The following is a 15559-nucleotide window of genomic DNA, read 5'->3' on the forward strand; positions in this document are numbered from 1 at the left end:
CAAAAAAAGGAGGTATAGATACAAAGTGCTATCTGTTTTGAACAAGTCTAGAAGAGGGCGTAAGTGAGCTGTTTCAATGTCGATACTTCTTGCGAAAAATACTGAGGTCTGGGAGTAGAAGGTATTTTGAAAAAGAGGAGGGTTCATATGGGATATATACTGCCCGTCACGCCTTATCAGTCTATTCAATATGCAAATCGCCTTCAAAAAAATAATGCTTCTTTTTCAAATCGTATTTGGCCTGTCCAGAAAAAAAGCTTTGACGAAGAGTTTGAATCGCGTTCTCACTCATTGGAATTGACGCCAAGTTCAGTACAAAAGCGAAAAAACCTTCAAGCAGCAGAGCGTGTATACAGCAAGCTAACAAATAAGGGCCTAGTGATTAATACACGGGTATAATAGAAAAAATCGTGAACGCAGCAGAATGAATGCGCTCACGATTTTTAACAAAGTAATGAACAAGTAAAAAACACCTTAGTAAGATTCAATAAAAAGTGTACGGCCCTGCTGCCATTCAGCATAAAGCACCTGTTTATAATCGGTAAATCCCTGTTTTTTTAATTGTTTCTTTAGCCAGTCTTCATCAAAGCCTGACTGAATTAAGTTTTTCAAAAGCAAACGTCCATCACTGACGAAGGCGATAGATAAAACAGGTTCAGAAGGAGGCAGCTGCAGATCGCTTCTTGTTGGCTTAGCATAATCAGATTTTGGCAATACGCTTAGCGAGCCATCTGTTTCTAAAATCGCATATTCAACTTCACGAATGGAAAATATGTCTTTTGAACGCAGCATATGAAGAAGCTGATCTATATCTAATCGATTTTTGCTAAGTTCTTTGTACGAAATTTTCCCTTTTCGAATAATAATAGATGGCCGTCCTTCTAAAAACAAGCGCAGGCGAATATTTTTTTGAGTAATAACTTCGGTGACATAAATAAGCGCTCCCCAAAAGATAACAGCAAATAAAATTTTGCCTATGCCTACTTCTGAGTCATATAACGCATTTCCTACTAACTCTCCTAATACAAGAGCAGAGATAAAATCAAAAGTGGTAAGCTGAGTGATCGTCGCTCTGCCTAAAAATTTAGTTAAGATAAACAAGCAGATAAATCCGATAAAGAGTTCTAGTGCAATTCCGATAAGTTCATCCATATTTTCACCTAATTCACATGATTAGGTATTAGTATAAGCAAAGCAAAGGTTCTTATCCTTTAAAAAAGCAAAAACACCAGGTTCAATTCCTAGTGTTTTTTACTTAGTTTCTTTACCATCTCCACATGTGGAATTCCAGCATCCATAAATTCACCTGAAACCGTTACGTAGCCTAGCTTTTTATAAAATCCTTCCGCATGCGTTTGAGCATGCAGCTTAATCTTTTCAATCTCATGCTCTGCTGCGATCTCTTCTAACTTATCCATCAAAAGCTTTCCTACACCGTCTTTTCGATAAGAAGAAAGAACGCAGATTCGTTCGGCTTTTCCATAGTCCTCTACCATACGGAAGCGTCCTGCCCCAATTGGTGCATTTCCTTTGTATACAACTAAATGCAGGGCTTCGGAATCGTATTCATCGATTTCTTGCTCTACATCAACCTGCTGTTCTTCTACAAATACTTTTTGACGTACGAAGTAAGCATCAGAAGGATCTTGTTTGTTCGTTAGTACTTTGATGTTCACGTATCTTATCCCTTTCCAAGACGAAATGTTTCAAACACAGTCCATGTTTCATTTTCAAGCTGGTACATTAAATGAAAGCGATCAACTGTTTCTTCATGAGCGACATCTACAAGCTTCAACTGGCTATACACATCTAAGTGCTCATCATCTGAAAGTCGTTGACCAATTGTAATATGTGGAATAAATGAATACTCAGTTGGTTGTTCGAGATTGCCTTCATGAAGTTTATTGTAAAGTGACGTCAGTTCTGGCTTTTGTTCCACTTTTAAGTAAATAACGTTATTGGCTGGTGAAAATGAGCTTACTTTCGTTACATTTAATGTAAATGGATTTGTTTCTTCGGCAATTTTACGCAAATTAGCCGCAATTTCGTCAATTTGGTCTTCTGTAGCTTCAAAGACTTCTTTTAATGTAAGATGAGGCGGAATTAATGAATAGTGAGAATCATAGCGCTTTCGATAAGAATTCGCTACATCTTGCAATTTTTTAGATGGAAAAAGTACAACGCCAAATTTCATAAAAAATCCCTCCAAAGTAAGATCATAAAATATGTATAAAGCGAGCTTATTATAACAAATTTTCAAAAAATATGATATCTTTCTACTTCAACATATATTGAAGCGACCGCTTTACGTCTTTTTGCCAGTATTTCCACGTATGATTTCCATTAAATTCTTCGTAGAAAACAGAATATCCACGCTGCTTCATTTGTTCGTGCAACAGGCGGTTAGGCTCAATAAAGTTCAATATACCGTCTTGTGTTGTTTTGACATCCGTTTCTTCCGTTCCAATAACATGATACAAATCCAGAAGTGAAGGAGAAGCAAATGAGTTGACCGTTTGTAATACAGCATCGTTCACGAAAGGAGAATGCATAATTACTTTCCCGAACGTGTGAGGATACGCAATGGCCGTCAGCAGTGAAACTGTAGCAGCAAGCGAATCACCAATTAGAACACGCGATTTTCCCATTTGATATGTAGGATATGTTTTATCCAAAAATGGCACAAGTTCATGTGCTAAAAAGCGAATGTAAGCATCTACCTGCTTTCCTTCTGGATGATACTTATCGCGTCTGTCTTCCACGCTTTTATATGGAATTCCAACAAAAATAGTACGATCGATTTCTGACTCGTTCATTAAATCATCGATTAAACGAGGTGTACGTCCGTACATAACATAATCTTTTCCGTCTTGGGCGATAAGTAGAGAATACTTATAGAGCGTAGAATAGTTTGACGGCAAATAGACTAGTAACGTGACATCTTCTTGCAGTGCGTCACTATAAAAAGAAATTTCTTCTAACTTCCGCTTACTTTCTGACATGAATAATCGACTCCTATGCATTTGAATGAAAGCGTTACCTTTATTGTAACACATTTTCTAAAAATCGTTCTTTATTTTATTGTAACGAATTTTTTAGCGAATGACGAGAAAGAGGCATGCGTTGCTAAAAAAAGAGGTTGGGACGTAACGAAATGAATTTCATCCAAGCATGAACAATCTGGATATATAATCTGGGCAGCTTGCTCGGCCGCAGTTGATTTCCGTGCAAGACTCCGCTTTCCGCGGGCGGGCGGTGAGCCTCCTCGTCGCTTGTGCTCCTGCGGGGTCTCACCTGTTCCGCTGTTTCCGCAGAAATCTTCGCCTTGCCCTCCAACCAACTGATAGAAGGAATGAAACAGATAAAATCTGCGTCCACTTTAACAAAAAAAACGAATCATCAATCAAACAGTTTGATTGATGATTCGTTTTTTTGTTAATCTAATTTTTTCATCTTTTTAAACATATCTTTTTCTGCTTGAGTGGCTTTTTCTAGCGGTTTTTTCGTATATTCCTCTTCTTTTTCATCAATCGAAACCAATTCTGTGTCATTCTTTACATAACTTCGGATATTGCGAGCACCGAAATAGCCGTTTACATCTTTCAAAATAGGCTTGTTTTCTTTTTGATCATAAAGAGTATATGAATTCTCTTCTTTAACGATAGCATAGTGATTTCCTGCGAGCAGAGCCACAGCTTCTTTTTCGCTTTTTCCAAAAGTAGACATGAGAAACAGAACGATTAAGATGATAAAGAAAAGGGCTGTTGCGCCAATGAAAAATAATAATAAGCCTCTGCTAAATTTACTTTGTTTTTCTTCCACAGTAGACAAACCTCCTGATTCGATAATTTTATTATAGCAAGTAAATGTAATGAGCGCCTAAAGAGATATGTGACGAGTTTATGAACTCAGGCGGATGAACAAAAAAGGTTTTTAGCGGCTCTCATCGAATTTAGTATAAAGAGAGACAACAACTTGAAAAGGAGAGAGAGACATGACAGCGAAAAAAATCCCAACGAGCAAAGAAGTAGCAAAGGCAACATTTAATTTGCTGGAAGAGCGTGGCGTAACAGTTTTGGATATTGCTGAAATTGTGTATGATTTACAGCTTCCTTATCATCCAGCTCTAACCATTCAGGAATGCGCTGAAAGCGTAGAGAGAGTACTGCAAAAGCGAGAAATTCAGCATGCCCTTCTAGTTGGAATCGAACTTGATAAGTTAGCTGAGCAAAATAAATTATCAGAACCTCTTCAAAGTATTGTAGAACAAGACGAAGGGTTGTTTGGCGTTGACGAAACGATTGCTTTAGGTGCCGTTTTAACCTATGGCAGTATCGCTGTTACGACCTTTGGCTATTTAGATAAAGTAAAAGTAGGTATTATTGAAAAGCTGGACTGTAAAAAAGAAAAAGGAGTTAATACCTTTTTAGATGATTTGGTAGCGAGCGTAGCTTCTAGTGCGGCAAGTCGTTTGGCTCACCGTCAGCGTGATGAACAAGAACAGCTGCAAGAAGGCAATCCGGCTACGTAATAAACTTCTTTTAGTATGTATATAAGCTGCGTAAATTAACGCGTTAAAATGATTTAGTCTTTTATTTGAATAACGGAGGCTAGGCACGTAGGAGATACGTGCCTAGCCTGCGTTAATGGAACGATTTATGGCTGTAGTGAAGTAGTCATAAGATAGCTTAAGTTTTCCAGTCCAAGACTTTCATAAAAAGCACGTGCTTTTTCGTTAAATGCCCATACGGTAAGCTGGAGGTCATTTGCTCCTTTTTGTACAGCCCACTGTTTCGTAGCAGAAAAAAGACCTTTTCCTACCCCATAATTTTGAAAGCCTTTTTTTACACCAAAATATTGGATGTATGCTGTGTAGGAAAGCGGAGCTAACGTGGTGGGAGGGTTATATTTTAATTCAACAACAGACGCTCCAATAATTTGATTTCGATATTGAGCTACAAGAATATCAATGGTTGCATAATAAAGGGTAGCTTGATATTGTTCTGGAGATAAAACAGCCATTTGGTTATCAAACATAGAAGGGAGCGCATTTGCGTGGAGTTCTAGTGATTCCCCTAATATTTTATTTACTTCTGTATAATCATCTAGTTTTGCAGTGCGATAGATAATATCCATACACACTTCACCTACTTTTTAAAAGTTGTGCTTTATCATATGTAGCAACTTAGAAAATGTTAAATGAGAATGAAAACCTGAAAATTTTAAGTGAAGAACCGCACTAAACAGAGCATATATTTTATGCTCTGTTTGATGTTGTAGTTGAAGAATATATAAGGGCGAAACATTAAATTCTAGTTTCAGCAATAGCATCGCGTACTTTTTCAAGCGAGTGTTTAGAGGTGTCTTTATTCGCAATCATTACATTAACATACAAAGCATCAATGAGGCTTAGCTGTCCAATTCTCGAGGCGAGAGCTTCAGATCGATATTCGGTTTCTTCTGAACTTGTATAAAGAGAAACGTCAACGTTTTGACTTAATGGAGATTTAGGAAAACCCGTGATCCCAATCGTTTTGGCGCCGTTCGCTTTTGCTGTATTTAAAATGTTCATCGTGTCTTTATTTGTTCCAGAATGAGAAATCACTACCGCTACATCTTGTTTCGTCAATTGAGAAGCGGACATAAGCTGGAAATGGGAATCGATAAATGCAAACGTTTTAATTCCTGTTCGCACAAATTTATGAAAAGCATCCATAGCTACGACTGAAGAGCCTCCCGTGCCATAAAATTGAACTTTATCGGCCTTCATTAAAAGTTTGACGGCTTTTTCAATAGCATTGCCCTCTAGTATTTGTAATGTATTCTCAAGCGTTCGCACGTTGGAGCGAAAGATTTTTTCAGCGATCGTTTTTTCATTATCCGTTTCAGCAATTTCCTCGTGAATCTGCTGAATAGGCGTCATAATTTCAGCAGCCAGCGCTATTTTCATCGCCTGATAGCCCTTGAAGCCAATTCGTTTACAAAAGCGAAAGACTGTTGCATCAGCTACATTTAAATCGTCTGCTACTTCGTTAATGGTACTGTGAATAATTTGTTCCGGCTGTTCTAAAATATAATTTGCAATTTTTTTCTCTTTTTCACTGAATCTAGCATAGTGAGAACGAATTTTTCCTAAACAATTTTGCGTCATAACTGATGTTCCTTTCCACGAATTTAGTAGTAAAAAGAGTATAGCACAAAAATATGTGTGAAAAAAATTTTCTTGTAAACGATTGCAAAATGAAAAATAATTCGTATAATGGAGGTAATGTGAAATTTTTTTTCAAAGGGAGTTTATAAAATGAAAATTGGATTAATCGGTTTAGGAAAAATGGGATATAATTTATCATTAAATTTAATGGACAACCATCATGAAGTTGTAGCTTATGATGTGAATAAAGAAGCGGTAGAAAAACTTTCAAATGAAGGAGCAGCTGGTGCCTTTACTATTGAAGAGCTAGTCAACGAACTTCCCCCTTCACCTAAAGTTGTATGGGTTATGGTTCCGGCTGGAGAAGTAACGGAAAATGTGATTACAGAACTAAAAGACCTTCTGTCAGAAGGAGATATTGTAATAGATGGAGGAAACTCTAATTATAAAGAATCTGTTCGACGTGCTCAGGATCTTCAGGAAAAAGGTATTTACTTCTTTGATGTAGGGACAAGCGGCGGAATGGAAGGTGCAAGAAACGGAGCGTGTACAATGATTGGCGGAGATGCAGAAGCATTCCGTACAATTGAACCAATTTTTAGTGATATTTGCGTAGAAAATGGATTTATGTACGCAGGCAAAAGCGGAAGCGGTCACTTTTTAAAAATGGTTCATAATGGTGTAGAATATGGAATGATGCAATCCATTGCTGAAGGATTTGAAGTTCTGGAAAAAAGTCAGTTTGATTTCGACTATGAAGCCGTAGCGCGCGTTTGGAATAACGGATCTGTCGTTCGCTCTTGGTTAATGGAACTAACGGAAAATGCGTTTTCAAAAGATCCTAAACTAGATAGTATTAAAGGAGTCATGCAGTCTTCTGGTGAAGGGAAATGGACCGTAGAGACTGCCCTTGATCTTCAAACGGCAACTCCTGTTATTGCTTTATCGCTAATGATGCGCTATCGTTCATTAGAGGAAGATACATTTACAGGAAAAGTTGTAGCAGCACTTCGAAATGAATTCGGCGGTCACGGTGTTGTAAATAAGTAAAGTAGTAAAGTAGGGGGACAGCAGCATGAGCAAAAAATATGCAATAGGTGTAGATATCGGAACAACGAGTACAAAGTCTGTATTATTTTCAGTAGACGGTACAGTCATTGCTAACCATGGGATTGAGTATCCACTATACTCGCCTACGCCCGCGATGGCTGAGCAAGATCCTGAAGAAATTTTTCAAGCAGTTGTACGTACCATTCAAACGGTTGTAAAAACAAGCGATGTAAAACCTGAGGATATTTTATGCGTTTCATTCAGCTCAGCTATGCACAGTGTTATTGCCGTTGATCAGCAGGGAAAGCCGCTGACAAAATGTATTACGTGGGCCGATAATAGAAGTGCAGAATGGACGGAAAAAATTAAAAATGAATACAACGGCCATGAGATTTATTTACGTACAGGCACGCCTATTCACCCGATGTCGCCACTTTCCAAGCTAACATGGCTTTCTAATGAACAGCCTGAATTAGTGAAGGGAACACATAAGTTTATTTCAATTAAAGAATATGTATTCTTTAAGTTGTTTAACGAATATGTGATCGACTATTCGATTGCATCAGCAACAGGTTTATTTAATCTGAAAAATCTTGCGTGGGATGAAGAAGCATTAAAAGTAGCAGGTGTGACGACAGATCAGCTATCCACTCCTGTTTCAACTATGCATCAAGTGAAAGGGCTAAACACAGAGCTTGCAGTTGAGATGCACTTACTGCCGGATACGCCCTTTATTGTAGGTGCAAGCGATGGCGTATTATCAAACTTAGGTGTAAATGCGATTGAACCAGGCGTTGTTGCAGTAACAATTGGGACAAGCGGAGCTATTCGAGCAGTCACTGACAAGCCAGTAGTCGATCCTAAAGGTCGTATTTTCTGTTATGCGTTGACAGAAGACCACTGGGTAATTGGCGGCCCTGTAAATAACGGAGGCATGATTTTTAGATGGGCTCGTGATCAATTTGGAGCGTCGGAAGTCGAAACAGCTAAACGTCTTGGAAAAGATCCATATGAAGTATTAACGGATATTGCGGCTTTAGTGAAACCTGGAGCAGACGGCTTATTGTTTCATCCATACCTGTCAGGAGAGCGTGCGCCGCTTTGGGATGCAAATGCTAAAGGTTCGTTCTTTGGCCTAGGTTTGCATCATAAAAAAGAACATATGATTCGCGCCGTATTAGAAGGCGTTATTTTTAACTTGTATACGGTATTATTAGCACTTGAAGAGTTAATTGGAGAACCTACAAAAATTCAGGCAACAGGCGGATTTGCACGTTCCGCACTTTGGCGCCAAATGATGGCAGATATTTTTAACCAAGAAGTATCCGTGCCGGAAAGCTTTGAAAGTTCATGTCTAGGAGCAGTTATTCTTGGCTTATATAGCCTTGGCGAAGTCGACTCATTAAACGTTGTTTCCGATATGGTTGGAGCGACTAATCATCATTATCCAATCAAAGAAAACAGTGAAGTATATAAAGAGTTAACGACTATCTATATTCGTTTGGCTCGTTTATTTAAAGAAGAATACGAAAGCATTACGGCTTTTCAAAAAAAATACGTACATTAAGTTCAAAAATCATCGCTTGAAGCTTTCAGGCGATGATTTTTTGTGTGTTAGGTTATCTAACAACCAAAAGAGTTAACACTACACAATATATAAAAGTTCCCTCAAATAATGTTACAATTTGTCCAGTGTATCCCTGTTTCGCATTAAATATAATAAGGAATAACGTTAGTATTGATCACATACTAGAAGGAATCGTCACAAACGCCTTTATATTTCAGAAAATTCAAATAAAATTTGTTTTTTGAAATGAACTTATTTTATGAAAAGGGGTTTTATGGATGAAAACACAAATCGAGCAAGATGGAATTGTGACGCTCACAGATGAGACGCACAATCAGCTGAGCGGCAGCGATCTTTGGAATGAAGATTTACGTCCTACTACGATGAAAGAACATTCTTGGAAAGGAGTTAACTTTGCCACGCTTTGGATTGGGATGTGTCTGTGTATTCCAGCTTACACAATGGCGAGCGGAATGATGACGCTTGGAATGAACTGGTGGCAGGCAATTGGTACAATCTTTTTAGGAAATGTAATTGTTCTTATTCCTATTTTGCTTAATTCTCACGCTGGAACCAAGTTTGGCATTCCTTATCCGGTATTTGCCCGCCTGTGGTTTGGAGATAAAGGAGCACATATCCCAGCACTGGCTAGGGCTATTGTGGCTGCTGGATGGTTTGGAATTAATACATGGATTGGAACGGAAGCAATTGATACACTGCTAAGCGCTTCATTTTCATCTTGGAATGGTTTAGCTGGTCATACAGCCATTGTATTTGCTCTCTTTTGGCTTTTAAATGTAGGAGTGGCGTATAAAGGACCGCAAGCAATTAAAGTGTTAGGAGCGATTGCTGCTCCGGTTATTGGTATTTCAGCTATTATTCTTTTTATATGGGCTTATACAAACTCAGGAGGGTGGGGGCCCATTTTATCTACACCTTCTAAATTTACATCCACCGGAGAATTTCTAGCTGTATTTTTTCCTGCTTTAACCGGAGTCATTGCATTTTGGGCGACGCTCGCTTTGAACATTCCGGATTTTTGTCGATATGCTAGAAGCCAGAAATCCCAAATGGTTGCGCAAACCTTCTCTTTGCCATTGACAATGAGTATTTTTTCATTTATTGGAATTGCTGTTACCTCGGCAACCATCGTTATATTCGGAGAAGCTATTTGGGATCCAGTGGCGTTAGTAGCTAAATTCCCTCCGTTTATCATTTTCTTAGGAACAATCGTTATCGTGCTTTCTTCTTTAACGATTAATGTGGGAGCAAATATTGTGGCGCCGGCCCGTGCAATTGAGAATCTGAATCCAAAGAAAATCACGTTTGCGATGGGAGCGCTAGTAACCGGTATCTTTGCTATTTTGCTTCAGCCATGGTACATCATGTCTAATTTCGGGAATTATATCTTTGGATGGCTTGGAACATACGGAGCGCTGCTTGGTCCTATAGACGGGATCGCCATTGCTGACTACTGGCTTGTAAGAAGGAGACAGATGGCATTAAAGGATTTATACGAGGTAAACGGTCGCTATAGTTATTCAACTGGTTTTAATAAAAACGGTATTTATGCATTAGTAATTGGCGTGGCCATACCTGTTTTAGGCTTACTGATTCCTGGACTGCGCTTTTTATGGGATAATGCCTGGACATTTGGTCTATTCATTTCTATCATCGCCTATACGTATCTCATGAGAGGAGATAAAAGTGTATTAGCGCCGGGAGAATATGAAGAAATAACGTTAAAAACAAGCGAAAAACCAATTATCGACAGTCAAACCGCTGATCCCACCATCACTAAATAAATAAGATAAATCCAATCATTAACATGATTGGATTTTTTTGTGCGTTGAAACTCTATGGAAGAAAATTGATAAAATTTTTTTGAGTTTTTTTATTGATTTAAGAATTTTTTTTTCATATAATTTAAGTAATAAAAAGATGAAATCGTTTTCTGATTTAATTAATGTAAACGATTTCGATAATTAAAACGTATTTTTTAAAAAATTAACAGGTTTAGAGCTTTTTTGCTACATAAAGAAAGCGTTTACTTAAAGGGAAGGTGGAAAGCAAGATGGATGCATACTTATTAGCTATTACGGTTGTCGCAATTGTTATTGTTATTGTAGGTGTTTCAGTTTTTAAATGGCATGCGTTTATCAGTTTAACGGTTGCGAGTTTGTTTTTAGCAATTGCTTCTGGGTTATCAATGGATAAAATTGTTGCCGCTTACGAAACGGGAGTGGGCGGTGTTTTAGGACACTTAGTAGGAATTTTAGCACTGGGAACAATTTTAGGTAAGCTGATGGCTGATTCAGGCGCTGGCATGCAGGTAGCGGATTATTTTGTAAGAATATTCGGTGTGAAAAGATTGCCTTGGGCAATGCTAGTAGCAGGTTTCATTATTGGTATTCCTGTTTTCTTCGAAGTAGGAATTTTAATCTTACTGCCTTTAGTTATTTCGATTCATAAAACAACAAAACAAAATATATTATTGATTGCTCTGCCAGTTATTGCAGGATTATCAATTGTTCATGGTCTGGTTCCTCCTCATCCGGGAGCGATGGCAGCTATTAGTATTTACGGAGCAAATACGGGGAAAGTGCTTTTATACGCGTTAATCATTTCAATTCCAGCAGCAGTTATCGCTGGACCAGTTTTTGCAAAATGGGTTAACAAACGAGTAATTCCAGAAGGAGAGCCGGATTTAATTCGTATCACGACAACATCTAAAGATCTTCCTGGTACAGGCGTTTCATTCTTTGTTATTTTACTTCCTGTTTTATTAATGGTTTTAGCAGCAATAGTGCCTATTATTAACGGTTTGCCAAGCGGCTTAGTGAAGTTTGTAGAATTAATAGGAAGTCCATTAATTGCACTTTTAATTTCTTGTTTTGCAGCGTTTTACCTGCTTGGAAAACGTCAAGGTATGACAAAAGATGTGATTAAAAAACTAACGGAAGAATGTTTGCTTCCTGTAGGATCTATTGTCTTGATTATTGGTGCAGGCGGTGGCTTCAAACAAGTATTAATCGATAGTGGAGTAGGTACAACGATTGGTCAAATGTCTGAACATCTATCTCTATCACCACTTGTACTTGCATTTTTAATTGCTGGATTAATTCGTATCGCTACAGGTTCAGCAACAGTTGCATTAACAACAGCGGCGGGTATTGTTTCACCGATCATTGAGCACATGTCTGGTGTTAATTTAGAACTTCTGGTTATCGTTACGGGCGCGGGTTCACTAATGTTCTCTCACGTTAATGATGCTGGATTCTGGATGGTGAAGGAGTATTTAGGATTAACAGTAAAAGAAACGTTCAAAACATGGACTGTTCTGGAAACGCTTCTATCCTTTATTGCTTTTGCAGGAGCACTTATTCTAAATGCAATAATCTAAAAATAAGACTCTTTTACTCTATGTAAAAGAGTCTTATTTTTTTATGAAAGAAAAGAATTTACTAGAAAAATAATCAAAATATTTTATTTATTCGTTAAATTATGGCAAAATGGAAATAGAAGAACAATAGCTTCTAAGAAGGGAATGACAGAGAGTGAGTAATCAACTAGTATTTTTCACAAACTTTTCAGAAGGAAAATTAGATTCAGACGTTTCTTGGTATTGTCCACCAGCTCAATTTCAAATTGATACGGAAACGAATCGATTAGTGATTAAAACAGACGCTAAAACAGATTTTTGGCAGCGTACTCATTATGGCTTTGAAGCGGACAATGGACACTTTCTTTACCGTGAAGTAGAAGGCGACTTTGAAATCATGACAAAGGTGCATACATATCCAGTTAATCGCTACGATCAAGCAGGTCTCATGATTCGTGTATCAAAAGATACGTGGATCAAAACATCAGTTGAATACAATCCCGATGGCCCTAACCAATTAGGAGCAGTCGTAACCAACCAGGGCTTCTCAGATTGGTCCAGTCAAAATTTTACTCAAAACAAATCAGCGCTTTATTTTAAAATTCAGCGCAAAAATGATGATTACACCGTTTGTTATTCAAGTGATGGAGATTCCTGGACTCAGCTCCGACTCGCTCACTTATTGCACTCATCCAAAGAACCTGTTCAAGTTGGGATTTACGCTTGTAGTCCTCAAGGAGAAGGATATGAGGCCCAATTTGATTTTATAAAAGTAGAAAAGCTTTAAACGAAAACCACGATTTAGTCACAGTTAAATCGTGGTTTTTATTTAGAGAGCACATTATCTAAAGGCTGTGTGGCAGCAGTGGGTGTCGATTGATTGTGTAAAGCAATTTTTTGTTTGAAATAGCTGATGACAAACCCTGTAATCGCAATGGACATAAAAGAGAAAATTCCTTTTGAAAATCCAATTGAATACATGCTCGACAGCACGACGAGGAAATCAAATGAAAAATTCACTTTTCCAGGATCCCAACCGAATTTTCGCTGCGCGAATAACGCTAGAATATTAGCACCCCCAAGAGAAGCTCCGTTCATAAATAAAATGGATAAGCCAAGACCGGCAATTAGTCCGCCCGTAACAGCACCCATCAGGCTGGGAAGTGTAAAAGCAGGAAGCAAGTGATCGAGTGAAGTGAGAAGTGATAGCAAAGACACTGATCCTATAGTTGTGACGGTAAATTTCCATCCCATTTGAAAGAAGGAAAAGAGATAAAAAGGAATATTAATGAGAAAAAAAATCACCGCAAACGACAAAGGAAGGGCATATGATAAGCTAAGAGACAGACCAGCTGTTCCCCCCGTCACTACGTGAGAGTGCCGCAAGATAAGAACACCAATACTTGCAATCGTACATCCAAGAATAATCCATAAAACTTTTTTCATAAATAAACCCCTTTGTTTGTTTTTTCGGAATTTTCATTTTCAATTATCTACTTTAATGATAGGATATTAAATAAAGAAAACACATGTATAAATGAAGGAAATAATACTTGTTCTGTTATCAACTTGAATAAAGATTTTATTTATTATATTCATTTTGAAAGGAAAGGTTTGTATGGATCAAATCGATGTACAATTATTGTCTATTTTGCAAAGAGACGGGCGTATGACGATTAGTGATTTATCAAAAAAGCTGGCTCTTAGCCGTCCAAGCGTATCAGAAAGGCTGCAGCGCCTTCAGGAACGAGGAGTGATACAGCGTTTCAGCGCTACGGTGTCTCCGAAAGCTTTAGGGAGAGATACACAGCTGTTTATTCAAGTAAGCGAATTAAAAAGAAAACCAGAGGAATTTGAAGACTTTATTGAGCAAAATGAAGATGTGCTTGAATGTCATCGCGTAACGGGACCGGTTTCTTATTTTATCAAAGCAGCCGTGTCTGGAATGGATGGACTTAGAATGCTCGTGGATGAACTGATTCCTTATGGAAATGTGAATACCTCAATTATTTTAAAGTCGCCTGTAGAAAACAGGATGATTACTCCTATACAAAAACCGACCCCATAAGAGGCCGGTTTTTTGTGTAAGGACATATTAATAAAACCCTTTAATAATATAAAAATGATTTTGCAAAATATCAGGAACTTCTTCTTCTGAAACGTTTCTTTTCGTCTTTTTTCCGCTGTCTGTTACAGTTAGTGTTTCACCAGAGAGGGTAATTCGCCCTGTAGGTGTTGCGATCGTAACAAGGCGTTTGTGTACAAACGGAGAATCAGCTGACGTTTGATTGAACTCACACATGGGAGTAAAGTCTGTCAGTTTCTTAGGAAGCGTAGACACACGGTACAGCGTTTTCCATACATCATCTTCCCATCGCTGCAAATCATACATATGCTCAGCAACGTTTGTCATACGATAAGAGCCGCTTACATCTCTTACTACTTCGCCATTTAAAGGCATTGGCTTGCGAACAGAATCTCCAAATCCAACGTCTACGATATAAGACTGATTTTTAACTGTCACAAGGTTTGTAGCGTGACTTCCTTCAATGGTCCACGTGCCATCGGGTTTTTTGACGGTAGCTGAAACGTACGAGACTTCATAACCGCTTTCTTTTAACAGCCAGCCAAATAAACCGTTTAATTCGTAGCAAAATCCTCCGCGCAAATTTACAATTACTTTTTGAAAGATCCGTTCTAAATCAATGATAATAGGAGTTTGAGACAAAACGTCTAAGTTCTCAAACGGAACATGAAGCATATGCTTGTTCTGTAAAGCAGCTAAGTTTTCATACGTTGGACTATCCGGTTTCTTAGCTAAAAACCGACTAAAATAATAATTAATATTCATCAAATACACCTCTTAGTGAATCATTTCTCTTTGTCTTTAAGCTTAGCAGAATATTCATGTAACAGCGTTTTTTTAATGGTTTCTTTGGAAGCAAATTCTTTCAATCTCAGCTTTTTGTTCTTTACTGACTTCTCTTAAAGGATTAGTGGCTAGAAAACATAGTGGACAGACAAAATCAAAATAAAATTCAGCGTGTGCTTTCATCCCGTCATGCTCCTTTATGGCATGTTTTTAGTTTATCAAAAGTAAAGACGGTTCTTCCAACTTGGGGACTGTGGAAAAATAGTTGACAAAATTGGATAACTCTTTCTATAATATAGTCAATACATATCACGAGCGATTAGTTCAGTGGGAGAATACATCCTTGACAGGGATGGGGTCGGGGGTTCGAATCCCTCATCGCTCATACCAAAGCCGTTTTCTTATTAATAAGAGAGCGGCTTTTCTCTTTGGCTTAACAAACCAATGCTATATTAAATCTTGAGCGCGCATAGAAGAATTAAAGTATAATGAAACATAGTGCATCAGGTCATGATAAAGATAATCACTAATTTAAAA

At 38.0% G+C, this 15559-nt stretch carries 17 protein-coding genes and 1 tRNA gene; 9 read left to right on the forward strand and 9 right to left on the reverse strand.

The window, feature by feature from the left end; genetic code table 11:
* Positions 1–147 precede the first annotated feature (147 nt).
* On the forward strand, positions 148–399 hold the full coding sequence (locus LJY09_RS03810; RefSeq protein WP_028412340.1) for a hypothetical protein: 252 nt from the start codon (positions 148–150) through the stop codon (positions 397–399).
* A gap of 75 nt (positions 400–474) precedes the next feature.
* On the opposite strand, the gene LJY09_RS03815 is transcribed toward LJY09_RS03810, so the two are convergent.
* The 5 genes from LJY09_RS03815 to LJY09_RS03835 form a co-directional block, all read right to left on the reverse strand.
* Positions 475–1152 carry a DUF421 domain-containing protein gene (locus tag LJY09_RS03815; protein ID WP_028412339.1) on the reverse strand — a complete coding sequence of 226 codons (678 nt, stop codon included), beginning with the start codon at positions 1150–1152 and terminating at the stop codon, positions 475–477.
* 89 nt (positions 1153–1241) lie between these two features.
* Positions 1242–1676 carry a GNAT family N-acetyltransferase gene (locus tag LJY09_RS03820; RefSeq protein ID WP_028412338.1) on the reverse strand — a complete coding sequence of 145 codons (435 nt, stop codon included), beginning with the start codon at positions 1674–1676 and terminating at the stop codon, positions 1242–1244.
* Between the two features lie 5 nt (positions 1677–1681).
* The gene (locus LJY09_RS03825; RefSeq protein ID WP_013055455.1) at positions 1682–2194 is read right to left on the reverse strand and encodes a YjcG family protein; all 513 of its coding nucleotides are present in this window, start codon (positions 2192–2194) and stop codon (positions 1682–1684) included.
* A gap of 82 nt (positions 2195–2276) precedes the next feature.
* Positions 2277–3002: an alpha/beta hydrolase gene (locus tag LJY09_RS03830; protein ID WP_028412337.1), complete on the reverse strand. Its 726-nt coding sequence runs from the start codon at positions 3000–3002 to the stop codon at positions 2277–2279.
* 433 nt (positions 3003–3435) lie between these two features.
* Positions 3436–3822: a hypothetical protein gene (locus LJY09_RS03835; protein ID WP_028412336.1), complete on the reverse strand. Its 387-nt coding sequence runs from the start codon at positions 3820–3822 to the stop codon at positions 3436–3438.
* 172 nt (positions 3823–3994) lie between these two features.
* Here LJY09_RS03835 and LJY09_RS03840 point away from each other — a divergent pair, with 172 nt between their 5' ends.
* A complete protein-coding gene (locus LJY09_RS03840) occupies positions 3995–4531 on the forward strand; it encodes a phosphatidylglycerophosphatase A family protein (protein ID WP_028412335.1) in 537 nt (178 codons plus the stop codon).
* A gap of 125 nt (positions 4532–4656) precedes the next feature.
* On the opposite strand, the gene LJY09_RS03845 is transcribed toward LJY09_RS03840, so the two are convergent.
* Together LJY09_RS03845 and LJY09_RS03850 are read right to left on the reverse strand one after the other, a co-directional pair.
* Positions 4657–5136, reverse strand: coding sequence for a GNAT family N-acetyltransferase (locus LJY09_RS03845; RefSeq protein ID WP_028412334.1), 480 nt, complete (start codon positions 5134–5136; stop codon positions 4657–4659).
* Positions 5137–5305: 169 nt separating this feature from the next.
* Entirely contained in the window at positions 5306–6151 is an 846-nt protein-coding gene (locus LJY09_RS03850; RefSeq protein WP_014461544.1) for a MurR/RpiR family transcriptional regulator, read from the reverse strand.
* Positions 6152–6301: 150 nt separating this feature from the next.
* Between LJY09_RS03850 and gnd the strand changes: the two genes are divergently transcribed.
* The 5 genes from gnd to LJY09_RS03875 all read left to right on the forward strand — a co-directional run bounded on the left by gnd (position 6302) and on the right by LJY09_RS03875 (position 12937).
* Positions 6302–7201 (forward strand): phosphogluconate dehydrogenase (NAD(+)-dependent, decarboxylating), encoded by a 900-nt coding sequence (gene gnd / locus LJY09_RS03855; protein WP_028412333.1) that lies wholly within the window; start codon positions 6302–6304, stop codon positions 7199–7201.
* A gap of 25 nt (positions 7202–7226) precedes the next feature.
* A complete protein-coding gene (gntK, locus tag LJY09_RS03860; RefSeq protein ID WP_028412332.1) occupies positions 7227–8768 on the forward strand; it encodes a gluconokinase in 1542 nt (513 codons plus the stop codon).
* Between the two features lie 278 nt (positions 8769–9046).
* A complete protein-coding gene (locus LJY09_RS03865; RefSeq protein WP_028412331.1) occupies positions 9047–10573 on the forward strand; it encodes an NCS1 family nucleobase:cation symporter-1 in 1527 nt (508 codons plus the stop codon).
* Between the two features lie 269 nt (positions 10574–10842).
* The gene (locus tag LJY09_RS03870; protein WP_028412330.1) at positions 10843–12171 is read left to right on the forward strand and encodes a GntT/GntP/DsdX family permease; all 1329 of its coding nucleotides are present in this window, start codon (positions 10843–10845) and stop codon (positions 12169–12171) included.
* Between the two features lie 154 nt (positions 12172–12325).
* Complete coding sequence (locus LJY09_RS03875; RefSeq protein ID WP_028412329.1) at positions 12326–12937, forward strand: DUF1349 domain-containing protein; 612 nt, start codon at positions 12326–12328, stop codon at positions 12935–12937.
* Between the two features lie 38 nt (positions 12938–12975).
* Here LJY09_RS03875 and LJY09_RS03880 read toward each other — a convergent pair whose 3' ends face one another.
* Positions 12976–13596, reverse strand: a complete 621-nt coding sequence (locus LJY09_RS03880) for a YitT family protein (RefSeq protein WP_028412328.1) — start codon at positions 13594–13596, stop codon at positions 12976–12978.
* 172 nt (positions 13597–13768) lie between these two features.
* Between LJY09_RS03880 and LJY09_RS03885 the strand changes: the two genes are divergently transcribed.
* Positions 13769–14218, forward strand: a complete 450-nt coding sequence (locus LJY09_RS03885; RefSeq protein WP_028412327.1) for an Lrp/AsnC family transcriptional regulator — start codon at positions 13769–13771, stop codon at positions 14216–14218.
* Positions 14219–14245: 27 nt separating this feature from the next.
* On the opposite strand, the gene LJY09_RS03890 is transcribed toward LJY09_RS03885, so the two are convergent.
* A complete protein-coding gene (locus LJY09_RS03890; RefSeq protein WP_028412326.1) occupies positions 14246–15001 on the reverse strand; it encodes an arylamine N-acetyltransferase family protein in 756 nt (251 codons plus the stop codon).
* 334 nt (positions 15002–15335) lie between these two features.
* Between LJY09_RS03890 and LJY09_RS03895 the strand changes: the two genes are divergently transcribed.
* A tRNA-Val gene (locus tag LJY09_RS03895) sits at positions 15336–15407 on the forward strand.
* Positions 15408–15559 lie beyond the last annotated feature (152 nt).

This window comes from Priestia sp. J2 (assembly GCF_020790095.1).
Lineage (GTDB): Bacteria > Bacillota > Bacilli > Bacillales > Bacillaceae_H > Priestia > Priestia zanthoxyli.